Here is a 22,275-nt window from a genome sequence, read left to right as displayed (position 1 = left end):
CGTGAGAGCAGTTAGAAGATCTGCTCAGAATCGATAAAAGTTATCGCGGGTATTGATAGCGATTTAGCCAGCGCTCAATAAACCGGAACGCCAAAATAAATAGCGCAGCGATAGCAAGATACAACATACCTGCCGCAAAAAAGATCTCCAGCGGGGTATAAGTACGAGCAATAATGGTTCTCGCCATACCCGTAAGATCCAACAGAGTAATGGTTGAGGCGAGCGCACTACCCTTCAACATCAGAATTAACTCATTCCCGTAAGCAGGAAGCACAATACCGAAAGCACGAGGCAGGACGATACGTCGTATCTGAACCAGTTTCGACATACCAAAAGCCTCTGCAGCTTCAATCTCCCCCTTTGGAATAGACTGGATTGCACCACGAACAAGCTCAGCACTGTACGCTGCAGTGTTCAGCGTTAACGCTATCAGTGCACACCAGAAGGGTTCACTGAAAATTTCCCAAAGGGATGTATTTCGAATGAGATCAAACTGAGCTGAGCCATAGTAGATCAAAAATATTTGGACCAATAACGGCGTGCCACGGAAGAAATAGATGTATGCCCAAGGAAGCGCAGAAACTAAGCGATTTTTAGAGGCACGCATCAGCGCAAGAGGCACTGCAATCGCTAGCCCCGTTAAGGCTGAATAGAGAACCAATTCTAGTGTTAACCAAACGCCATCAAAGAGGCGTGGAAAATATTCCCAGATCACATCCCATGACCAGTTCATGCTGCAACCCTCTTCTCAGCAGGATTTGATGCGCGCTCAAGATAAGTAGTTATCAAAGTAGATATTGCCGTGAGACCAAGATAGATCAGTGCGGCTGCCATGTAGAAAGTGAACGGCTCTTTTGTAGACCCCGTCGCAACGTAGGCCTGTCGCATAATGTCGTTCAAACCAACAACAGAGACGAGTGCGGTATCTTTTAGAAGGACTTGGAAAAGGTTGCCAAGACCTGGCAGCGCAAGACGCCAAACCTGGGGCAGAATAATTCGATAGAAGGTCGTCAGGCGAGGCAAGCCCAAAGCATAGGCTGACTCCCACTGGCCCTTCGGGAGCGCTTGAATAGCCGCTCGAAAAACTTCAGTAGCGTAGGCACCAAATGCAATAGAGAGCGCCGTGACACCCGCTGCAAAAGCACTCACCTCTATGTAATCTGTATAACCAAAACGCTCTGCGATAGCCATCAACAGCATCGAGCCACCAAAGTAGATGGTGAGCACTAAAAGCAGTTCCGGTATTCCACGAATCAGCGTTGTGTATCCGGTTGCTAACCAGCGAAGTGGCGCAATCGAGGATAGTTTCGCAGAGGCACCAGCAAGCCCAATAATAAGGCCAAAAAATAGGCTAGCGAGCGCAAGCTGAATAGTTATCCAGGCACCCTCCCAAAGAAGGTGACCGAAGCCGTGAAGATCAAACATAGAGTAAGATATTGGCTGCGCCATTTAGGCACAGCCTGTCCCGATTAGTAGATCGAGAATGGGAAGTACTTAGCGTTGATTTTCGCGTAAGTACCGTTATCAACAATCGCTTGAAGTGCTTTGTTGAACTTCTCTTTTAGAGCATCGTTTTTACGAATTGCGATACCGATCTTATCGTCGATGTCGATATCCTGGCCTTTGAACTCAAAGCCTTTGCCGTCATCAGTTCGTAGCCAGTCGTATGCTGGGAACTTATCTGACAGCATGCCATCAAGACGGCCGGCAGCAAGGTCTAAGTATGCGTTATCTTGAGTATCGTACAGTTTTACGCTCGCGCTTCCTGACATGTTGTCTTCAAGGTACTGGCCAGCGATAGTCGCACGCTGCGCACCAAGCGTTTTACCCTTCATGTCACCCATAGACTGACCTTTAGGACCCACGTAAGCGAGAACGTTTGAGTAGTATGGGTTAGTGAAGTCGACAACTTTTAGACGCTCTTCTGTGATCGACATTGATGCGATGATTGCATCGTACTTACGGCTCATAAGACCAGGAATAATACCGTCCCAATCCTGTGCCACTAGCGTACAGTCTGCTTTCATTTCAGCACAAAGTGCATTAGCGATATCTACGTCAAAGCCCTGAAGCTGACCTTTGTCATCGACCATATTGAAAGGCGCGTATGCACCTTCAGTAGCGATACGGATTTTATCGCCTGCGAAAGCTGAAGAGGCTGCAACAGCACTCAAAGTAAGACCAACGACGAGGTTTTTTAATTTCATTATTTTCTCCTATTAGGATCTACTGTCCTATTGATGACTCGACATAAAGGCCTTCACCCTTGCAGATGAAGGATTTTCGAATAGTTTCTCTGGTGTTCCCTGCTCTTCGATATGTCCTTCATGAAGAAAGACAACCTGGCTCGAAACATCACGTGCGAAGCGCATTTCATGGGTTACTATCAGCATAGTGCGTCCCTGTGAGGCCAGATCCCGCATGACCGCCAGCACTTCATTGACCAACTCAGGATCAAGCGCTGAAGTTGGCTCATCGAACAATAACAGCTGTGGATCCATCGCTAAAGCACGTGCTATCGCAATACGCTGCTGCTGGCCACCTGAAAGATGACTAGGATAGGCATCGATCTTATCTACGAGACCGACCTGCTCTAGGATCAGTTTTGCCTGCCCCACCGCCTCATCTTTAGACTGTTTTAAAACTTGAATGGGAGCTTCTGTAATATTCTCTAACACAGTACGGTGCGGCCAGAGATTAAAGTTCTGGAATACAAAACCGATACGCGAACGCATATTTTCAAGCTGCTTTCGACTTTTAGCCTGCAACTCGCCACTCTTAGATGGCACCAACTCAAGTTTCTCATCCCCAAGATAGATCTCACCCTTGCTTGGATTTTCAAGCAGGTTAATACAGCGCAGTAGCGTACTCTTACCCGAGCCACTCGAACCGAGAATAGAGATCACATCGCCATCTTTCGCCTCCAGTGAGACCCCTTTGATAACGTTCAGGGATCCGTAGGATTTATGAATATCGATCATGCGAAGCGCAGTAGCGGGTTGTGAATCTTGAGACATTAAAACTTAACCAAACAGTCATGTAATCAAGGGACTTTAGCGAGAATAGTGACACACGGCAAGCCTTCTATATTCCACAAACAAAAAAGCCGCGATAAACGCGGCCCTTAATGTGAGTTTTCGTTTAGCCTTTCGCTTTAACGATTATGTCGTGCCATTTAGCTGGACCAGATGTATGAACAGACTCACCATTCACATCTACAGCCACAGTCACCGGCATATCTTTGACTTCAAACTCATAGATCGCTTCCATGCCCATCTCTGGGAAGGCTAGCACTTTTGAGTCAGTGATCGCTTTAGATACAAGGTACGCTGCACCACCTACAGCCATTAAGTAAACAGCTTGGTTATCTTTGATCGCATCAATAGCGATTGGACCACGTTCTGATTTACCAATCATCCCCAATAGGCCCGTTGACTCTAGAATCTGACGTGTGAACTTATCCATACGTGTTGACGTTGTTGGGCCAGCAGGGCCTACAACCTCATCACGGACAGGGTCGACAGGACCCACGTAGTAGATGAATCGCCCTTTCAGATCAACTGGTAACTCTTCACCGTTATTGAGCATCTCAACCATGCGCTTATGGGCAGCATCACGACCGGTTAACATCTTACCGTTAAGCAGAATAGTTTCACCAACCTTCCACTCTTTAACCGACTCAGGTGTGATCTCATCAAGATTGACGCGGCGTGTATTAGCACCGACTTCAAAGGTCACTTCTGGCCACTGATCCAAGCTTGGTGGTGTGAGAACGGCTGGACCATCACCTTTCAAAGTGAAGTGTGTATGACGCGTCGCAGCACAGTTAGGGATCATACAGATTGGCAAAGATGCCGCGTGCGTTGGGTAGTCCATGATCTTAACGTCTAGAATCGTTGTCAGACCACCAAGACCCTGTGCACCAATACCTAGCTCATTGACCGCATCCATGATCTCTAAACGAAGCTCTTCGACACGGTTCTGCGGGCCACGCTCACGTAGCTCATGAATATCAATTGGGTCCATCAAAGACTCTTTGGCCATGACTGCTGCCTTCTCGGCAGTACCACCAATACCAATACCCAACATACCTGGTGGACACCAACCAGCACCCATAGTCGGTACCGTTTTAACCACCCAATCCACGATGCTGTCAGATGGGTTCAACATCACCATCTTCGATTTATTCTCTGAACCACCACCTTTAGCAGCCACATGAACTTCTACCTCATCGCCCTCTACAATTTCGTAGTGGATAACAGCAGGAGTATTGTCTTTGGTGTTCTGACGTTTTCCAGCAGGGTCGGCAAGAATCGAGGCGCGTAGAACGTTATCAGGGTGCATGTAGGCACGACGAACACCTTCATTGACCATATCGGTGACGCTCATTGAAGCATCCCACTGTACGTTCATACCCACTTTAAGGAATACGGTAACGATACCGGTGTCCTGACAGATAGGACGCTTACCTTCGGCACACATACGTGAGTTGATTAGGATCTGCGCCATCGCATCTTTAGCGGCTGGGTTCTCCTCTTTCAGGTAGGCTTCGTGCACACCTTCAATAAAGTCGATTGGGTGGTAGTAAGAGATGAACTGTAGCGCATCAGCAACGCTATCAATAAGGTCGTCTTGACGAATAACGCTCATTGGAAAACTCCATTTATAGTGATGATCAGGGGGCTCCACCCCTGCAGTGCTGCAAGATTATACATCATCCAATCGAGATGGGATGACCACACTTTGTCTAACGGCTAAGCAGAACCTGTAGAGACAAAAAAGCCGGCTCAGTCGCCGGCTATCATTTACGCCCTCTCTGGAGCGTTTGGAAGATCACGCATCAGTAGCGCGTATTCCATATCAGTATCAAAATCGAGTGGTAGTGTCACACGGTGTCCTGAACCTGGGGCAACATGGACTCGAGCACCTTTCTTGTCATACAGCTCATCAAGCTTGAAGCGACGATTACCCTGAGGGGTCATCAACTCAAGTGTGTCACCCACCTCAAATTTGTTCTTCACATCGATAACAAGCTTGCCAGAGTCCGCGTCACGCTCAACCACTTCACCGACAAATTGCTGATGCACACCCACAGAGTTACCCGTTTCATAGTTCTGGTATTCGTCGTGAACATGACGACGGTAGAAACCTTCGGTGTATCCTCGGTTTGCAAGATTCTCAAGGACATCCATTAGCCCCTTGTCGAATGGGCGACCAGCCGCTGCATCGTCAATGGTTTGACGGTAAGCTTGCGCGGTTCTGGCAACGTAGTAGTGCGACTTAGTGCGTCCCTCAATTTTCAGAGAGTCGACGCCCATCTCCGTCAAGCGATGCACGTGCTGAATGGCGCGCAGATCTTTTGAGTTCATGATGTAGGTACCGTGCTCATCTTCAAAGGCCGGCATATACTCTCCAGGGCGAGTCTCCTCCTGGAGCAGGTAGATCTGATCTGATGGCTTACCTTTACCTAGGGCAGGCTGCTTCTCTTCGCTTGGATCAAAGCTCTGAACGGGAACCACATCACCGGACTCATCTTCCTGAGCTTCATGAGCATCGTATTTCCAACGACAAGCATTTGTGCAAGTACCCTGGTTTGGATCTCGGTGGTTGATGTAACCCGATAGCAGACAGCGACCTGAGTAGGCGATACAGAGTGAGCCATGAACAAAGACCTCAAGCTCAATATCCGGACACTGTTGACGTATTTCAGCCACTTCATCTAGCGAGAGTTCACGTGACAGGATGATTCGCTCAATACCTGCTCGCTCCCAGAACTTCACTGCAGCCCAGTTCATAGTATTCGACTGAACAGAGAGGTGAATCGGAAGATCTGGATACTTATCTTTGACCATCATAATCAGGCCAGGGTCGGACATGATCATGGCATCAGGATTCATCGCTACAACAGGATCAATATCCTTCATGTAGGTACCCAACTTTGAATTGTGCGGCAGAATGTTACTGGCGACAAAAAACTTTTTACCCAGTTGATGCGCAATATTGATCCCCTCTTCAAGGTTCTGAAGAGTAAAGTCGTTGTTACGTACACGAAGGCTATAGCGCGGTTGACCGGCATAGACCGCATCAGCACCATAGGCAAAGGCATACTTCATATTTCGCAAGGTCCCTGCAGGGGACAATAGCTCGGGTTTTCGCATCATGTTCTCAAAATTGGTTAAACGGTTTAGCGTGTAAGTGGCACTTCGAAAAGCGGCTTATAGACACTGCCATGATCACCCTCAGTGCTCTGAAGAAGCACAATCGAGTCAGCCGGCAGGCTATGATCGATAGGCGGCAACTCTCTGTCGACAGCAAATCGATTGTCCGCTGGCAAGCGTGCCAAGGTGACGTGGGGCATAAAGTTCTGATCTTTACAAACAATGCCAACCTCTTCGGCTAACGCCACTAACTGCTCATGGAGCATCGTTAGCTGACTATTCTGCGCGGTCATCGCCGCGATCAGGGAGAGTCTCGGATTAACGGCGTAATAACTGACCTGATCTAGCTGAACGGTAAAACGACTACCAAAATCTATTTGAGTGGCACGTTTCTCGAGCTGTTCTATCTGTTCTAGGCTGACATCTCCTAAAAAGCAGAGCGTCAGGTGATAGCCAGATGAATCAAACCAGGTTGCGTCCAGCCCTAAATCAAACTGACACAACTCATCAGAAAGATTAGCGAGCTCTCGAGCCGTTCTATCAGGAATGCGTAAAGCAAAAAAGGTTCTTAGCTTCACGTCTTAACTCAGCTCCATTTCATGTGGCGCGTATTGTGCCCATTGGCAAGGATTTGGACAAGTATTGATCAGTTGCGAATAATTCAACTAACGAATAGCTCCTTCAAGCAGCAGCGTATTGAGCTGTTGTTTGATGTTCAATAGTTCGGCATTGACCGACTGGCGACTAGAATCAATGGAGCGGAGACGATCTTCAATGGTCGCTAAACGGCCATCAAGATCACTGGAATTGGAACCTGCCTTAACTTGTTCAAGCTGCTCTGAAAGCCTTGCTCTCTCGTCCCGTTCAATAGAGAGCTGAAACTCAAGGTCACTGTTGAGTTGAGCTACCCGTTCACTTAATTGAGCGATCTGCTTATCTTTACTGGCAACTAGGTCATTCAATTTGGATAGCTGTTGGTCACGTTTTTGCAAACTGCTATCAAATTCTGAAACTGTTTTGGACAGTTTATTAACAGACCCTTCGCTCTTTTTAGCTTGTGCTTGAACTTGATCCACACCCGACTGAATACTTTTAATCGATTCAGCCTGAGATTTAATCAATTTAGCCTGTGCTTCAATCGTCTTGCCCTGCTTCTCCAACTGAGGCTTATTGCGCTGATACGAAACGGTCCAAAGCTTAGCGATCTCAGAGTCAAAATGCTTAATACGATCTTCAACACGACCATTAAGCTGCTCTAATCGAGAAGAGAGGGTTTCACCTGATTGTGACGCTGAAGTCGTTGTCTTCGTCAGCGTTGCATCGGTACTCTCAAGCCATAAGTTCATCTGTTCCAGAAGAACGGATTGTTGATCCATCTTTTGAGTCAGTTGGTAGTTCCATACAGCCATAGCCACAGCCACTAACAGTGCAATAACAGCAACACCCGTTGCTAAACCACTACTTTTAGAAGAGGGCTTAACGGCGGCATTAGTGGGGTTGTTAGGCACTTGAGGTTTTTGCTTTTCAGGTTCAAGAGTGGGCACTGGCTCGGCCAGTTGATCTAAATTGAATCCTGGTTCGCGACGTTCAGACATTGAAGAGGGTTCTTACTCAATTAGAAAGTGATACATTACCAGTTTTATCCCCCCCAAAAAAGAGTGCCCAGCAAAGCTGGGCACAGGTGGAGTACTGATAAGAGCGCGATTAAATCGCTAGGTACTCGTTACGAAGCGCTTCGTTATCAAGAACTTCTTGAGCGGTTCCGTCGAATACAACGTTACCGGTATCAAGGATTACTGCGCGATCAGCAAGCTTCAGTGCAGCAATTGCATTCTGCTCGACAATCACGGTAGTAATACCCAGCTCTTTGATCTCACGTAGAGTACGCTCAATCTCTTGAACGATAACAGGAGCCAGACCTTCATAAGGTTCATCAAGAAGAAGAACTTTGATGTCTCGACAGAGCGCGCGACCGATCGCAAGCATCTGCTGCTCACCACCTGACAGAGTGACGCCCTCTTGGTTACGACGCTCACCCAAACGAGGGAATAGCTCGTAGATGCGTTCGATATTCCAACCTTTAGGAGGCGCAATTTGAGCCAGCTGCAGGTTCTCTTCTACCGTCAAACCAGGAATGATACAGCGATCTTCAGGAACCAGTGCAATACCCGCTTGTGACGCTTCATACGCTGTCATGTCGTGAATATTTTGGTGATCCAACCAGATCTCACCGCTTTTTAATACTGGGTCATCACAACGTGCGATGGTACGCAACGTTGATGTTTTACCGGCACCGTTACGGCCAAGTAGAGCAAGAATCTCACCCTCATGGATATTGAAACTCACACCCTGAACGATGTAAGACTCACCGTAGTAACCATGAATATCGTGGATAGAACAGTAGGTAACCGGTGTACCCAGGTTTTGAGTTCTAACGGCTTCAGTTGCGACTGTATTGGTCATACTTCCGCTCCTCCCAAGTATGCTTCACGAACTTTAGGGTTCACTTTAATTTCATCTGGAGAACCCTCAACGATCACGTGACCTGCTGCCATTACACTCACTTTATCAGCGAGTGAGAAGACTACATGCATATCGTGCTCGATGATGACCATCGTCATTCCATCCGCTTTGATCTTCTTCAACAGATCGATTGTGTTGTTGGTATCGGCACGTGCCATACCCGCGGTTGGTTCATCAAGAAGTAGTAGTTTTGGCTCTTGAGAGAGACACATTGCCAACTCAAGACGACGCTTATCACCACGGCTCATGCTGCCCGCGTGAGTATCAGATTTACCTAGCATGTTCACATACTCTAGGTATTTAGCAGCCTTCTCTTGCAGGTCTGCATCCTGATCAGAACGTTTCCAAGCATTTAGCTTGAATTCGCCATCGCGGTGAGCCAACAGTGGGATCATCATGTTTTCCATGATCGTAAGATCAGCAAAGATCTCAGGAGTCTGAAATACGCGTGAAATACCCAACTGGTTAATCTTATGTGGCTTAAGGCCAATCATGCTGTTACCAGAGAACGAAATCGTGCCGTTATCTGGAATCAACTTACCAATGACTGCGTTCAGCAGTGTTGATTTACCGGCACCATTCGGACCGATGACCGCATGAACGGTTTTCTCTTCAATTTTTAAGTTGACGTCATCCAGTGCTCTCAAGCCACCGAATGTTTTGTTTACGCCAGAGATTTCTAGTACTGACATATAAATATCCTGTTAGCTTGAGTTACTCTTCGCCCTGCTTCGAGAAGCGAGCTTTGATTCGACGGTAACCTTCCATGATGCCACCAGGCAGGAAGATAACGACCAGCATGAAGATTAGACCTAGCGTTAGGTGCCAACCTTTACCTACGAACAGAGACAGTACTGGAACAAGGCCAGAAACCAAGAAGTCTGGTAGGAAATCTAGAGCACTAGTCAGAACTGCACCATCGATAGCAGAGAAGATGTTCTCGAAGTACTTGATAGCTACCGCACCAAGGAACGGGCCAACCAATGTGCCGACACCACCAAGGATTGTCATAAGAACAACCTCACCTGATGCAGTCCACTGCATACGCTCCGCACCCGCTAGAGGGTCCATCGCTGCCATTAAGCTACCAGCAAGACCCGCATACATACCTGATATTACAAACGCTGCCAGTGCATATGGGCGAGTGTTCAAACCTGTGTATGACATACGGTTTTGGTTAGTTTTAAGGCCACGTAGCATCGAACCGAAAGGTGAACGAGTGATACGTAGAGCGACATAAAAACCAACAATCAAGAATGCTGCACAGATGTAGAAGCCTGCTAGGCCACCAAAGTCTGTCATCTCAATGCCGAATAGGTTAGTACGAGGTACCGCACCTTCAGCTAGAGGCGCATCCCAAGCACGTGGGTCAGCCGCTTCAACCTGCAGACCTGTCTCACCCATGGTAATAGGTGTGAGTACAGAGTAAGCAAGGTTGTAACTCATCTGAGCTAAAGCCAGTGTCAGGATCGAGAAGTAGATACCTGTTCGACGAAGACAGATGAAACCAATGACTAGGGCGAAGATACCTGACACCACAACACCGGCAACCATCGCTGGAAGGATGTTCAGTGTAAACAGCTTGAAGATCCAAACCGTTGTGTAAGACCCCACACCGATAAACGCTGCGTGACCAAACGACAGGTAACCTGTCTGACCGAATAGAATGTTAAAGCCAATTGCGAACAGACCGAAGATAGCGAAACGCTGCATTAAGTCTGGGTAGGCTGCACCGAATGGCTGAAGCCAAAGTGGCATTAGCAGGACGGCTGCTGCAAAGCCCAGCAGCATCATCATGTCTGATTTAGGTGTAAATTTATCAATATGCATCTTAGTCCTCCATTACACCCTTGCGACCCATTAGACCACGTGGACGAACGAGCAGTACGATCATTGCAACTAGGTAGATAATTACCTGGTCAATACCTGGGATGATTTGTTTGATTTCGTTCATCGATGCGAACGATTGGAGGATACCGAGTAGGAAACCTGCCGCTACCGCACCCGGTAGTGAACCCATACCACCCACTACTACAACCACGAATGACAGAACTAGGAAGTCCATACCCATGTGGTAGTTAGGAGAGAGTATTGGTGTGTACATCAAACCTGCCAAACCTGCGACGACCGCAGCTAGACCGAAGACGATACTGAAACGTTTGGTGATGTTGATACCCAACAACTGAACCGTTTGACGATCCGCCATACCGGCACGAACCACCATACCAAAGGTTGTAAACTGCAAGAAGGCAAACACTGCAGCGATGACAATCGCAGCAAAGCCTAAATAAACAAGACGCCATTTCGGGTAGACGATATTGTCACCTAAGCCCAAGAGTGCGCCGATGTTCGCTGTACCCTCAAACATTTCTGGTGCTGGCTGTGGAATCGGGTTTGCACCGTAGATAGCTTTGATGATCTCTTGAATAACGATCGCAAGACCGAAAGTTACAAGGATCTGATCAGCATGTGCGCGACGGTAGAAGTGGCGAATTAGGCCACGCTCCATCACCAAGCCAATCACAAGCATGATAGGTATAGCGATTAAAATCGATATTGGAACAGACCAGTCGATAATGGCTCTACCCGTATCACCGAGCCAGAGCTCTAGGTATGGGATCTCTTTGAATGCTTCAAAGAAAGTAACCGACTCATCTTTAACTTTTGTTGAAATAGTAAGTACTTCGCGAACTGAAACTGCGACGAAAGCACCCAACATGAAAAGAGCACCGTGAGCAAAGTTCACGACACCTAAGGTACCGAAAATCAACGTTAGACCTAGGGCAATCAGTGCATAAGCACCACCCTTATCTAGACCGTTCAAGATCTGGAGGATTATTGCATCCACAGCTATGAATCTCCAAAAAAGCTAATAAAAAACGAAGGGGTCCCTTGGACCCCTTCGCGTGCCAAGGTGTAATTAAAATTACACTTGGATTAAGACCACTGAGCGCCGCCGGCGAATGGGCCTTCGTTTGGATCGTAAGTAAGCTTCTCACGTGAAACCACATCCAATACTTCAAGACGGTCGAAGTCAGATGTTGGGTTCATGTTACCGCGTACCACTAGGCCATTCTTCATTACCTGGTGGTCCGCTTTACGGTATAAAGAAGCACCGTTACCCATGCCATCGAACTCGTGATCTTCAAGAGCAGCGATAACTGCTTGTGGATCGAAAGTACCAGCACGCTCAACAGCATCTGCGTAAAGCATAGTCTGTACGTAACAAGTGTGAGCAGCCTGTGATGGTGGGAAACCGTATTCCTGACCGAACGACTTAACAAATGCTTTAGAACCTTCGTCAGTTAGCTTCCAGTTCCAGTTTGTAGAACCTAGGATGCCCTTCATGTTGTCGCCCGCACCTTTCGCCATTAGACGAGAGAATAGAGGAACGATGATCTGGAAGTCCTTACCGTTAACTTGCTTATCTTTCAGGCCGAACTGAATCGCCTGAGTCAAAGAGTTAACCATGTCACCGCCGTAGTGGTTAAGGATAAGAGTATCTGCACCAGAGTTTAGGATTGGTGTGATGTACTGAGAGAAGTCACCTGCACCTACTGGTGTTTTAACGTTAGCAACTGTGTTCCAGTTTGCTTCAGCAGCCATACCCTTCTCGATAGAGTCCTGCTGAGACCAGCCCCAAGTATAGTCAGCTGTTAGGTGGTAAACCTGACGATCTGTACCGTACTCGTTTTTAAGTACTGGACGTAGCGCTAGTGCTGATTGGTGACAGTTGAACATGTGGCGGAAACCGTGACGACGACGGTCTTTACCAGTTGTATCGTTTGAGTGTGTTAGACCTGCCATGAAGATGGTACCCATCTCTTCAGCTAGAGCCTGAACTGCGATAGCTACACCTGAAGATGAACCACCAGAGAACATGATAACGCCATCTTTCTCGATCATACGTTTAGCCGATGCACGTGCTGCGTCAGACTTAGTCTGAGTATCACCAGTTACGTACTCAACTTTCATACCAAGAATACCGTTACCTTTAAGGTTCATTGGTTTCATGGTTTGCATCATGCCGCCATCGCCTTCGCCGTTAAGGTGTTTAACAGCAAGTTTGAATGCGCGTAGTTCGTCTGCACCCTCATCTGCGTAAGCGCCTGATTGAGGTACGTTAAAACCTAGGACACACTTACCAGAAGCCTTAGGGTCGTTACGGAACGAACCTGCAGCAGAAGCAGTTGGGATGTAGAAGCTTGGTACTGCGATAGCCGCTGCAGAAGCTGCAGTGCCTTTAAGTACCGTACGGCGTGAAACGCCTTGAGTCTTATCAGTCATTACTTTGTAACTCCGTTGTTGGGTTTGTTTTTATTACAATCGGAAACTGCAAAGTACTAAAGTCAACACTGAGTGACTACCCTACTAAAGGTTGATTTAGACCAATGTACTAGGAAAACTCTTTCAAGATATGAAATCTCATACCAACCTATAACCAAAGTAAAAATATTAAAGCAAATACAAAAACTTAGCGGTATAAAGAACCTCTTCAACTACTGAATTATAGACATAAAAAAACCCCGAGCGGCTAACCGATCGGGGTTTTATATAAGGGGGGTATGATTACATCATGCCGCCCATACCACCCATCCCACCCATATCAGGTGCACCCATAGCTGGCTTATCTTCTGGGATCTCAGCAACCATCGCTTCAGTGGTAATCATTAGACCCGCAATTGACGCTGCCGCCTGAAGTGACGAACGAGTTACCTTAACAGGGTCGATGATACCCATCTCAAGCATATCGCCGTAGACTTCTGTACCCGCGTTGTAACCGTAGTTACCTTTACCGTTACGAACTTCGTTAACAACCACTGATGGCTCACCACCTGCGTTTGCTACGATTTGACGAAGTGGTGCTTCCATTGCACGTAGTGCCAGCTGAATACCGATCGTCTGATCATGGTTGTCACCCTCTAAGTTCTCAACAGCCTGAAGTGAACGAATCAGAGCAACACCACCGCCAGGAACAATACCCTCTTCAACCGCTGCACGAGTTGCGTGAAGTGCATCGTCTACACGAGCTTTCTTCTCTTTCATCTCAACTTCAGTCGCTGCACCCACTTTGATGACTGCAACACCGCCTGCTAGCTTAGCAACACGCTCTTGCATCTTCTCTTTGTCGTATTCAGATGTAGTATCTTCCATCTGTACACGGATCGCTTGAACACGAGCGTCGATGTTTGCTTTAGCGCCAGCACCGTCAACAATGGTAGTATTCTCTTTGCTAATCTCTACGCGCTTAGCTTGACCAAGCTGCTCAAGTTCAACTGCATCTAGGCTCAGACCCACCTCTTCAGAGATCACCTGACCACCAGTAAGAATAGCGATATCTTCTAGCATTGCTTTACGACGATCACCAAAACCAGGCGCTTTAACAGCACACACTTTCACGATGCCGCGCATAGTATTCACTACAAGAGTCGCTAGCGCTTCACCTTCAACGTCTTCCGCTACGATAAGCAGTGGACGTGATGATTTAGCAACACCTTCAAGTGCTGGAAGCAGCTCACGGATGTTAGAGATCTTCTTATCAACTAGAAGAATGAATGGATCTTCTAGTTCAGCAACCATAGAGTCTTGGTTAGTTACGAAGTAAGGAGATAGGTAACCGCGATCGAACTGCATACCTTCAACAACGTCTAGTTCGTTTTCGAAACCAGAACCTTCTTCAACAGTGATGACACCATCTTGGCTTACACGCTCCATCGCTTCTGCAATGATGTTACCCACTTCAGCGTCAGAGTTTGCAGAGATAGTACCAACCTGAGCAATCGCTTTAGAATCAGCACATGGCACAGCCATTTCAGCAAGCTGAGCAACTACAGCAGCAGCCGCTTTATCGATACCACGCTTAAGATCCATTGGGTTCATTCCCGCTGCAACAGACTTAAGACCTTCATTAACAATCGCTTGAGCTAGAACAGTTGCAGTCGTAGTACCGTCACCAGCAACGTCGTTAGCTTTAGAGGCTACTTCTTTAACCATCTGTGCGCCCATGTTTTCGAACTTATCTTTAAGTTCGATCTCTTTAGCGACTGATACACCATCTTTAGTCACTGTTGGTGCACCAAATGATTTTTCTAGTACAACGTTACGACCTTTAGGGCCTAGAGTTGTTTTAACCGCATTTGCTAGAACGTTTACGCCAGCAAGCATGCCCTGACGAGCATCATTTCCAAAGAGTACTTCTTTAGCAGACATTTCTTAGAATCCTTTAAATTTATTCAATTCTTTACCAGTAAAACGAATTAGGCTTCTAGTACGCCGTAAATTTCGCTCTCTTGCATGATCAGCAGCTCTTCACCATCTACTTTGATAGTGTTAGTGCCCGCGTACTGACCAAAGATCACTTTGTCACCGACTTTGACAGACAGCTCAACAACCTGGCCATCATTAGTGACACGACCAGCGCCTACTGCGACAACCTCACCTTGGTTTGGTTTCTCTGCAGCTGCACCTGGCAATACGATACCGCCAGCCGAAGTAGCTTCTTCTTCGCTACGACGAACTACTACACGGTCATGAAGTGGACGAATTTTCATCTGGTTCTTCTCCTGAATCTAGGATCCAATACGATGTTGGTTTTTTTGTTTAAAGCCAGTGAACCAATAATTCACCGACAATTCTTAGGTGAAATATTTAATTGGGGAGGGGGGAAAAGATTTCAACACCCAAGTTGAAAAAAATTTAAATTTTCAACTTAGGTCTTAGCAGGCCACAAGCAGAAAGTGCAGGACTTATTAATGGACAACCCGGTGTAAATTAGTGCAACCGTTTGTCGTCGTTATTACTTGTTGGGTCATTCACCTCAACAAAATCACCATCAATGATGTCACTTCTATTTTGAGAGAAGGGTTCTTGGGAGTTCTGGGTCGATGAGTAAAAGTGTGCTTGCCCACCACTCTTAGTAAACGCATCACTTATGCGTTGTCCGAAAAGATTAAAAAACAGGCCACGAGTGAATGGCAACAGGCAGGAGAAACCAATTACATCGGTCACAAACCCAGGAGTAACCAAAAGGGCTCCGCCTATCGCTATCAATATCCCATCTCTCATTTCTGATAGCGGAATCTCTCCACTCTCAATACGACTGCGAGCTTTTAACAGGGTCGTCACACCCTGATAACGCAACATATTTACCCCGATAAAAGCTGACAGCAGAACCAGGCCCACGGTATACCAGCCACCAATCGCTTGACCGACCTTTATAAGGATGGTGATTTCAATAACGGGGATTACGACAAAGATAATAAAGAGTATTGGCATGCTGTTCTCGCTCTGTTTTAACAAAGGCTATCAAGGCTTAAAAGAAATCTAAAGAGAACAACAGGTGGTTTAACTTAAATTTACATTCAGGCAACTATTTACATATGGGCTACATTCGAGCCACAACCGGACTACAACTGGGCTTTTGCAGCGCAATATCACTTTTGTGCAGTGATCTTTTACCTATGTCTAATACCTTAGATGGCGGGTATAACCAACTTGAATAAACAATAAATTCAATTACTTAAATGCACAAAAAAGGGTTTGACCCGAACCTCTGCAAACAATTCTTTTCAATTTTTAAAAAACTCCACAAAAGCTATGGATTTTGCACTGCAGAAGGCTTAGTTTGTGCAGTGCACTAGCTGCAACGCAAAATAAAAACAGGCAGCAATCAGCCTTAAGCGCTGAAAATATTAGATTGTTGGTAGGAGTCCGGAAATGGATCTAAAAGATAAAGTAGTAGTGATCACTGGTGGTGGTCGTGGTCTTGGCCGTGCAATGGCACTTGAGCTAGCAAACAAAGGTGCACGTCTTGCACTGGTAGACCTTAACCAAGAAGACCTTGATGAGACTCTCAATCAAGTAAAAGCTGCTGGCAGCGATGGCCGCACTTACGTATGTAATGTCTCTAAAGAGGCTGAAGTTGAAGCTCTATTCGAATCGGTGGTTGCTGATATGGGTGGCTTAAACGGTCTTGTTAACAATGCTGGCATCACACGTGACGGTCTATTCATCAAAGTAAAAGATGGCGAAATCGTCTCGAAAATGAGCATGGATCAGTGGAACCTAGTAATGGATGTAAACCTTACTGGTACTTTCCTTTGTGCCCGTGAAGCTGCGGCACAAATGATCAAAAACAAGCAAGAGGGCTGCATTATCAACATCTCTTCTATCTCGCGCAGTGGCAACATGGGTCAGACCAACTACACCGCTACTAAGGCAGGTGTTGAAGCGATGGCCGTTACTTGGGCGAAAGAACTTGCTCGCTACGGTATCCGTGCAGCATCGATTGCACCAGGCTACATCGGTACTGAGATGGTTATGGCGATGAAAGAGGAAGCACGCGAGAAAATCGCTGCGGGCATCCCGGCTAAACGTCTTGGTAAACCTGAAGAGATCGCTCACACAGTCTCTTTCATCCTTGAAAACGACTATGTATCAGGTCGTTGTTTCGAGGTTGATGGCGGTCTTCGAATCTAATTCGAATCGCTCTCTAAAAAAGCTGGCTTCTGCCGGCTTTTTTATTGCTTCATTTACCGTTCATACACGAATTGATAGCATCAACTTTAAGTTTTAAGGATGCTATAAAAAATGTTAACAAACTGGATCGATACCCTTCGAGTTTATAAAGATAAGCGCCTACTTTGGGTCTTCTTGATGGGGTGTAGCTCCGGCTTCCCCTGGGTTCTAATCGGCTCCAACATGAGCGGTTGGCTCAAAGATGAGGGCCTATCTCGAACCGCCATCGGTTTCTTCGGTTCGATCTTTGCCGTCTATGCATTTAACTTTTTATGGGCCCCTTTGGTCGATCGTGTTCGCCTGCCGGTTTTAAGCCGTTTAGGACAACGCCGCTCTTGGATATTTTTATGTCAGGGCATCATGCTGTTTATGATTCTGCTAATCACTCAGGCAGACCCAAGCAGTGCCTATTCCGCGATGGGAGAACCAACCACAGAGTCTGGTAAAGTGCCGGGCATGCTCTACATCTCTCTGATCGCATTGATGATCGCCATTGCATCTGCCACCCAAGACATTGCAGTCGATGCTTTCCGTATCGACCAGTTTGATATCAATGAAACCACTAAGATGCCGCCCGCTTCAGCTATGGCCGTTGTCGGCTGGTGGACTGGCTACTCGCTTCCAGGCTACCTAGCCTTCGTTAATGCAGATTCAATGGGCTGGAACGGTGTCTACGGTGTTATGGCAGTGATTATGGGGCTATTAATGGTATTTACTCTGTTAGTGGGTGAACCGGTCGATCGCCGCTCCAACCTTCAGAGCAAACTGGAAGAGAACTACCAAAACCGCTTTGGTTTAGGTCGTTTCGCCAGCTGGTTCGCGGTTACGGTCATTGAACCCTTTGCAGATTTTATTCGCCGTAACGGTCTATCGGTAGCCATCACCCTAATCGCCTTTATCTTTATGTTTAAGATTGGTGAGGCTTTCTTGGGCCGAATGTCCGTGGTCTTCTATAAAGAGGTTGGCTTTACTAACGAGCAGATTGGTGAATACACCAAGATGCTAGGCTGGATCGCGACGGTAGTGTTCACACTCATCGGCAGTGCCATCAACGTTCGCTTTGGTGTGCTTAAAGGGCTTATGATTGGTGGTATCGCAATGGGTGCATCTAACTTAATGTTCGCACTGATTGCAGAAGTTGGACCAGTAGAGTGGCTTTTTGCAGCAACCATTATCATCGATAACTTTACTACCGCCTTCTCAACAGTTGCCTTTGTGGCCTTCCTAACGGCACTGACAGGACGAGCGTTCAGTGCGACTCAATACGCCCTACTCGCGTCGCTGGGTAACCTCGGCCGTACAACGCTGGCGAGCTTCAGTGGCACTATGGTAGATGGCCTTGATGGTAACTGGTCACTGTTCTTTGTCATCACCTTCCTGATGGTCATTCCATCACTGGTCATGCTATGGATGCTGCGCGACAAACTGGAGGTAGCTCAAGCTAAGACTCTAGAACAGAATCAACGTGAGCAAAGCTGATCACTGCTCTTCTGAAACAAAAAAGCGACCTCTTTTCAGACGTCGCTTTTTTATTGAGCGTAACCTCTAGTCGCGGAAGTTTTTGTACTGCAAAGGCAGTTCAAAATCTGACTCACGCAGCAGCGCCATCACCGCTTGAAGGTCATCACGTTTCTTACCGGTGACACGTAGCTGTTCGCCTTGCACTTGAGTCTGAACTTTCAGCTTTGAGTCTTTGATCAACTTACCTAGCTTCTTGTTCGCCGCCTGATCTAGACCCTGCTTAAGAACAATCGTCTGGCGAGCCTGTTTGCCATTCTGCTCAGCTTTTTGAATGTCCATGCAGTTTGGATCGATCTTACGATTAACCAATTTTGCTCGAAGCACATCGATCATCTGCTTTAACTGGAAGTCCGCTTCAGCAACCGCTTTAACCGACTCACCGTCTAGCTCAAAACTGGCATCCACGCCCTTAAAGTCAAAACGTGTTGAGATCTCACGATTCGCTTGATCGACCGCATTAGCCACTTCATGAGAATCTACTTCAGAAACAATATCGAACGATGGCATCGCCCTCTCCTCTCTTAAAACGAATGAATGGTCGATATAATACCTTTTTTCATTAGGAGTGGTACGTGTGACTTGGCATATTATTGGTGCAGGTGCGATTGGCAGCCTTTGGGCTGATCGATTACATCGACAAGGCGAAGCGATCACATTAATACTCCGCTCCTCTGAGCAGGTCGACGCCTTCAATCACAACGAACAATCACTTCGTGTTGAGAGCCCTAATAAAGAGTTGAGAGTGGTTCAATGCAAAGCGACCTGGGCAGAAGATCTTTCAGACACCATTACACATTTACTAATCACTACTAAAGCGTTTGATGCACTTGATGCCATTAACAGGGTTAAGAACCAGTTAGCGAGCGATGCCACCATCGTCGTTATGATCAATGGCTACGGCGTACAACAGACGATTCAAGAGACCTTTCCAGATCACAACATTTTATTTGCCAGTACGACCGATGGTGCTTTTAATCTAGCCCCTTTCCATACGGTTCATGCGGCAGATGGCACTACGCTAATCGGAAGCCTTAATAAAAAAGTAGATAATAAAGTATCACCGATTTGTGGGGCCGACTGGATCGATGATATCGATACCATCCTATGGCGAAAAGTCGCGATAAACTGCTGTATAAATCCTGTCACTGCTATCCATCAATGCACTAACGGCGAAATATTTTCGACTGAGAAGCGGGCAACAGTGACAACCAACCTGGCAGAGGAAATTGAGCGGCTTGAGATCAAGATAGGGATTGATCGTCACACACCACTGATTGAAGAAGTTAAAAGCGTTTCCGAATTAACCTATAGAAACCGATCATCCATGTTGCAGGATGTCACAAAGGGTCGACGCACTGAAGTTGAGCATATTAACGGGGCCATTGTGGATCTCGCTAAAAAGTACGCAGTCGAAGTTCCCTGTAACAAAAAGATGCTTAATACCATCCAAAGCCTAACGCTTGCTGAACGTTAACAGAGTGAATGCCATTCAACATCGCTTGAATCGATTCAAGTTGCCTAACCTAGTCGCGCTGATACAATGCGCGTCACTCATCGGAGTAGGTGCCCTTTAATGGGGTTAAACGGGAAGTTCAGTGAAAAACTGACGCTGCCCCCGCAACGGTAAGGACGGTTATTTCAACATCATGCCACTGGCGACAGCTGGGAAGGCGTTGAGATAGAGACCTCCAAGCCCGGATACCGGCCCACTCTCAATTCCATCCAACCATGCGCGGTGGGCGCATCGAGAGAGATCATGAAATTATTTACGACCCTTTTACTGGCAGCGTCGACAGCTTCCTCTTTTGCTATTGCTGAATCAATTGACCCATTAAAAGTTACAGTGACCGCAAAAAGAATAACTTCTTCTATTGCGACCACACCTCAAGCGATATCTATTTTAACCAGTGAGGAACTTGAAAGCGGACAATTCTCCTCTTTGAGTGAAGCACTAGAATCAATGGCTGGAGTGTATATCCAGCGATTTGGTGGGAATGGTTCGCAAGCTAAAGTTTATTTGCGTGGAACATCATCAAACCACAGCATTGTTCTTATGGATGGCAGAAGACTTACATCGACAAATGATGGCCGTGCCGAACTAGAAAATATACCTCTAGATTCAATTGAACGAATCGAAGTAGTGCGTGGTGGGTTGTCGAGCAAATACGGTGCGGATGCAATTGGCGGTGTCATCCAGATATTCACTAAAGATTTTGGTGCAGAAACTAACAGCAACAAAGTAAGCATAACTGCGGGCTCTCAAAATACTTTAAAAGAAAAAATCGAGCTCAAACGTGGCGATGACAGTTTTGAAAGCAAAATTGTTATAGCCCATGAAAAAAGCGATGGTTTCGACACTCACACTTCTATAATCCGTGGCGATAACGATGATGATGGTTACAAAAAACAGAATGTTGATGTTTACCTTTCTAAATCATTAAGCAATACAACAACGGTCAATTTAGATACTGGTTTTTGGAAGGGCACAAACCAGTATGACTACATTGATTTTGATAACCCAACTTGGAACATCAAATACAATAATGAAACTGAATACACAACTAAATATTTAAGCCTTGGGTTCAAACACACAACGAGCCAATTCTCTGTTGATTCAAAGTTAAGCAGAACGGAAAACGAGCGGTTAAATAAACCTGCTGATACTCGCAAGACTATAATTGATACCAATGAGTGGAACACCTCCGTAAATTATAGCCTCTCTGATACAACCAACCTTCATGGAGGGATTGATTTAAGAAGAGAGTATGGAAGTAGCACCTACGGTAGTGGAGATTACATAACCAAAGGTTTCTATTTGGGTGCTGAGCACACGATTGATGACTTGGTTATTGAAGGTACCGTTCGCCATGAAAATCACGACCAATGGGGAACCAATAACACTTGGTCGACGGGATTTAATTATAATTTAAATGAAATGGCATCTATTTTCGGCTCAATGAAAACAGCCTTTTCCGCACCAACCTTCTCAGACTTAGATCCAGTTTACGGTAATACGGACCTTAAACCAGAAGAGGTTAAATCAACTGAAGTTGGGGTTAGAAATCTAATTAACAGCTCCTTCACTTCTGAAATCGTATTTTTTAAAAATGACTTTAAAAACCTTATTCAATACTCTTCTGGTGGCATGAAAAACGTAGCCAAAGCGACCAGCGAAGGCACAGAGATTTCACTAAAACAGAGATGGGCATCGGCTGATTTATCTGCATCTTACTCATTCACACAAACTAAAGATGCAAACGGCAACCAACTGGATGAGCGTCCAATGGATAATTTCGTTTTATCCTACAACCAAGATATAGCGAGTGATTTCAGTATTAATTCATCACTAAATTGGATAAATCGATTAAAAACATACGGTAGCAACGGTCATTTGCCAGCCTCGACAACAATCAATTTAGGCTTGATAAAAAACTATACAGATTCAATGAAAGTCTCTTTAAAAGTGGATAATGTTTTAGATGAAGATTATCAGGTTGCTTATGATTACAATGGCCGCGGCAGATACTTTGAAGCAACGTTAACTTACAGCTTTTAA

General features: G+C 46.3%; 21 protein-coding genes and 1 riboswitch. Of the genes, 4 read left to right on the top strand and 17 right to left on the bottom strand.

The annotated features are described in order from the left end of the window. Positions 1-40: 40 nt before the first annotated feature. From XMD564_RS01290 to XMD564_RS01215, 16 genes are all read right to left on the bottom strand, one after another. A complete protein-coding gene (locus XMD564_RS01290; RefSeq protein ID WP_173480553.1) occupies positions 41-733 on the bottom strand; it encodes an ABC transporter permease in 693 nt (230 codons plus the stop codon). Beyond that, the gene (locus tag XMD564_RS01285; protein ID WP_254442789.1) at positions 730-1,449 is read right to left on the bottom strand and encodes an ABC transporter permease; all 720 of its coding nucleotides are present in this window, start codon (positions 1,447-1,449) and stop codon (positions 730-732) included. The genes XMD564_RS01290 and XMD564_RS01285 overlap by 4 nt, the downstream gene beginning before the upstream one ends. A gap of 20 nt (positions 1,450-1,469) precedes the next feature. Beyond that, the gene (locus XMD564_RS01280; RefSeq protein ID WP_169450310.1) at positions 1,470-2,207 is read right to left on the bottom strand and encodes an ABC transporter substrate-binding protein; all 738 of its coding nucleotides are present in this window, start codon (positions 2,205-2,207) and stop codon (positions 1,470-1,472) included. A 27-nt stretch (positions 2,208-2,234) separates the two neighbouring features. Continuing rightward, a complete protein-coding gene (locus tag XMD564_RS01275; RefSeq protein ID WP_173480552.1) occupies positions 2,235-3,017 on the bottom strand; it encodes an ABC transporter ATP-binding protein in 783 nt (260 codons plus the stop codon). Between the two features lie 124 nt (positions 3,018-3,141). Further along, a complete protein-coding gene (locus XMD564_RS01270; protein WP_173480551.1) occupies positions 3,142-4,650 on the bottom strand; it encodes a fumarate hydratase in 1,509 nt (502 codons plus the stop codon). Positions 4,651-4,805: 155 nt separating this feature from the next. Next, complete coding sequence (gene yegQ, locus XMD564_RS01265; protein WP_173507729.1) at positions 4,806-6,158, bottom strand: tRNA 5-hydroxyuridine modification protein YegQ; 1,353 nt, start codon at positions 6,156-6,158, stop codon at positions 4,806-4,808. A gap of 26 nt (positions 6,159-6,184) precedes the next feature. Next, positions 6,185-6,736: an RNA 2',3'-cyclic phosphodiesterase gene (gene thpR, locus XMD564_RS01260; protein ID WP_173480550.1), complete on the bottom strand. Its 552-nt coding sequence runs from the start codon at positions 6,734-6,736 to the stop codon at positions 6,185-6,187. A gap of 87 nt (positions 6,737-6,823) precedes the next feature. After that, positions 6,824-7,753, bottom strand: coding sequence for a hypothetical protein (locus XMD564_RS01255; protein WP_173507667.1), 930 nt, complete (start codon positions 7,751-7,753; stop codon positions 6,824-6,826). Between the two features lie 109 nt (positions 7,754-7,862). Further along, on the bottom strand, positions 7,863-8,621 hold the full coding sequence (locus tag XMD564_RS01250; RefSeq protein ID WP_173480548.1) for an ABC transporter ATP-binding protein: 759 nt from the start codon (positions 8,619-8,621) through the stop codon (positions 7,863-7,865). Next, positions 8,618-9,373 carry an ABC transporter ATP-binding protein gene (locus tag XMD564_RS01245; RefSeq protein WP_173483300.1) on the bottom strand — a complete coding sequence of 252 codons (756 nt, stop codon included), beginning with the start codon at positions 9,371-9,373 and terminating at the stop codon, positions 8,618-8,620. Before XMD564_RS01245 ends, XMD564_RS01250 begins: the two co-directional genes overlap by 4 nt. A gap of 22 nt (positions 9,374-9,395) precedes the next feature. Beyond that, positions 9,396-10,511, bottom strand: coding sequence for a branched-chain amino acid ABC transporter permease (locus XMD564_RS01240; RefSeq protein WP_173480546.1), 1,116 nt, complete (start codon positions 10,509-10,511; stop codon positions 9,396-9,398). 1 nt (position 10,512) lies between these two features. Next, a complete protein-coding gene (locus tag XMD564_RS01235) occupies positions 10,513-11,529 on the bottom strand; it encodes a branched-chain amino acid ABC transporter permease (protein ID WP_173480545.1) in 1,017 nt (338 codons plus the stop codon). A gap of 89 nt (positions 11,530-11,618) precedes the next feature. Then, entirely contained in the window at positions 11,619-12,968 is a 1,350-nt protein-coding gene (locus XMD564_RS01230) for a substrate-binding protein (protein WP_173480544.1), read from the bottom strand. Between the two features lie 282 nt (positions 12,969-13,250). Next, positions 13,251-14,891 (bottom strand): chaperonin GroEL, encoded by a 1,641-nt coding sequence (gene groL, locus XMD564_RS01225; RefSeq protein ID WP_173507666.1) that lies wholly within the window; start codon positions 14,889-14,891, stop codon positions 13,251-13,253. Between the two features lie 47 nt (positions 14,892-14,938). Further along, positions 14,939-15,232, bottom strand: coding sequence for a co-chaperone GroES (locus XMD564_RS01220; protein ID WP_173480542.1), 294 nt, complete (start codon positions 15,230-15,232; stop codon positions 14,939-14,941). 220 nt (positions 15,233-15,452) lie between these two features. Next, on the bottom strand, positions 15,453-15,956 hold the full coding sequence (locus XMD564_RS01215; RefSeq protein ID WP_173480541.1) for an FxsA family protein: 504 nt from the start codon (positions 15,954-15,956) through the stop codon (positions 15,453-15,455). A gap of 441 nt (positions 15,957-16,397) precedes the next feature. Here XMD564_RS01215 and XMD564_RS01210 point away from each other — a divergent pair, with 441 nt between their 5' ends. Together XMD564_RS01210 and XMD564_RS01205 are read left to right on the top strand one after the other, a co-directional pair. Beyond that, the gene (locus tag XMD564_RS01210) at positions 16,398-17,159 is read left to right on the top strand and encodes an SDR family oxidoreductase (RefSeq protein WP_173483302.1); all 762 of its coding nucleotides are present in this window, start codon (positions 16,398-16,400) and stop codon (positions 17,157-17,159) included. Positions 17,160-17,270: 111 nt separating this feature from the next. Continuing rightward, positions 17,271-18,677, top strand: a complete 1,407-nt coding sequence (locus XMD564_RS01205; protein WP_173507665.1) for an MFS transporter — start codon at positions 17,271-17,273, stop codon at positions 18,675-18,677. Between the two features lie 66 nt (positions 18,678-18,743). Here the strand turns inward: XMD564_RS01205 and XMD564_RS01200 are convergent, their stop codons facing one another. After that, on the bottom strand, positions 18,744-19,226 hold the full coding sequence (locus XMD564_RS01200) for a YajQ family cyclic di-GMP-binding protein (protein WP_173480538.1): 483 nt from the start codon (positions 19,224-19,226) through the stop codon (positions 18,744-18,746). Between the two features lie 67 nt (positions 19,227-19,293). Here XMD564_RS01200 and XMD564_RS01195 point away from each other — a divergent pair, with 67 nt between their 5' ends. Beyond that, entirely contained in the window at positions 19,294-20,193 is a 900-nt protein-coding gene (locus XMD564_RS01195) for a ketopantoate reductase family protein (RefSeq protein WP_173507664.1), read from the top strand. A gap of 70 nt (positions 20,194-20,263) precedes the next feature. Continuing rightward, positions 20,264-20,444: riboswitch (cobalamin riboswitch) on the top strand. A gap of 31 nt (positions 20,445-20,475) precedes the next feature. Further along, positions 20,476-22,275 (top strand): TonB-dependent siderophore receptor, encoded by a 1,800-nt coding sequence (locus tag XMD564_RS01190; protein WP_173480536.1) that lies wholly within the window; start codon positions 20,476-20,478, stop codon positions 22,273-22,275.

This window comes from Marinobacterium sp. xm-d-564 (assembly GCF_013283345.1).
GTDB lineage: Bacteria > Pseudomonadota > Gammaproteobacteria > Pseudomonadales > Balneatricaceae > Marinobacterium_E.
The sequence above is the reverse complement of the archived record's forward strand: the minus strand, read 5'-3'. Positions and strand labels throughout refer to the sequence as shown.

Excerpts from the sequence above, each read along its gene's own strand:
- XMD564_RS01280 (WP_169450310.1), bottom strand. The coding sequence starts at position 2,207 with ATGAAATTAAAAAACCTCGTCGTTGGTCTTACTTTGAGTGCTGTTGCA.
- XMD564_RS01220 (WP_173480542.1), bottom strand. The coding sequence starts at position 15,232 with ATGAAAATTCGTCCACTTCATGACCGTGTAGTAGTTCGTCGTAGCGAA.
- XMD564_RS01255 (WP_173507667.1), bottom strand. The coding sequence starts at position 7,753 with ATGTCTGAACGTCGCGAACCAGGATTCAATTTAGATCAACTGGCCGAG.
- groL (WP_173507666.1), bottom strand. The coding sequence starts at position 14,891 with ATGTCTGCTAAAGAAGTACTCTTTGGAAATGATGCTCGTCAGGGCATG.
- yegQ (WP_173507729.1), bottom strand. The coding sequence starts at position 6,158 with ATGCGAAAACCCGAGCTATTGTCCCCTGCAGGGACCTTGCGAAATATG.
- XMD564_RS01205 (WP_173507665.1), top strand. The coding sequence starts at position 17,271 with ATGTTAACAAACTGGATCGATACCCTTCGAGTTTATAAAGATAAGCGC.
- XMD564_RS01275 (WP_173480552.1), bottom strand. The coding sequence starts at position 3,017 with ATGTCTCAAGATTCACAACCCGCTACTGCGCTTCGCATGATCGATATT.
- XMD564_RS01230 (WP_173480544.1), bottom strand. The coding sequence starts at position 12,968 with ATGACTGATAAGACTCAAGGCGTTTCACGCCGTACGGTACTTAAAGGC.
- XMD564_RS01190 (WP_173480536.1), top strand. The coding sequence starts at position 20,476 with ATGAAATTATTTACGACCCTTTTACTGGCAGCGTCGACAGCTTCCTCT.
- XMD564_RS01250 (WP_173480548.1), bottom strand. The coding sequence starts at position 8,621 with ATGACCAATACAGTCGCAACTGAAGCCGTTAGAACTCAAAACCTGGGT.
- XMD564_RS01285 (WP_254442789.1), bottom strand. The coding sequence starts at position 1,449 with ATGGCGCAGCCAATATCTTACTCTATGTTTGATCTTCACGGCTTCGGT.
- XMD564_RS01215 (WP_173480541.1), bottom strand. The coding sequence starts at position 15,956 with ATGCCAATACTCTTTATTATCTTTGTCGTAATCCCCGTTATTGAAATC.
- XMD564_RS01245 (WP_173483300.1), bottom strand. The coding sequence starts at position 9,373 with ATGTCAGTACTAGAAATCTCTGGCGTAAACAAAACATTCGGTGGCTTG.
- XMD564_RS01200 (WP_173480538.1), bottom strand. The coding sequence starts at position 19,226 with ATGCCATCGTTCGATATTGTTTCTGAAGTAGATTCTCATGAAGTGGCT.
- XMD564_RS01210 (WP_173483302.1), top strand. The coding sequence starts at position 16,398 with ATGGATCTAAAAGATAAAGTAGTAGTGATCACTGGTGGTGGTCGTGGT.
- XMD564_RS01240 (WP_173480546.1), bottom strand. The coding sequence starts at position 10,511 with ATGCATATTGATAAATTTACACCTAAATCAGACATGATGATGCTGCTG.
- XMD564_RS01270 (WP_173480551.1), bottom strand. The coding sequence starts at position 4,650 with ATGAGCGTTATTCGTCAAGACGACCTTATTGATAGCGTTGCTGATGCG.
- XMD564_RS01290 (WP_173480553.1), bottom strand. The coding sequence starts at position 733 with ATGAACTGGTCATGGGATGTGATCTGGGAATATTTTCCACGCCTCTTT.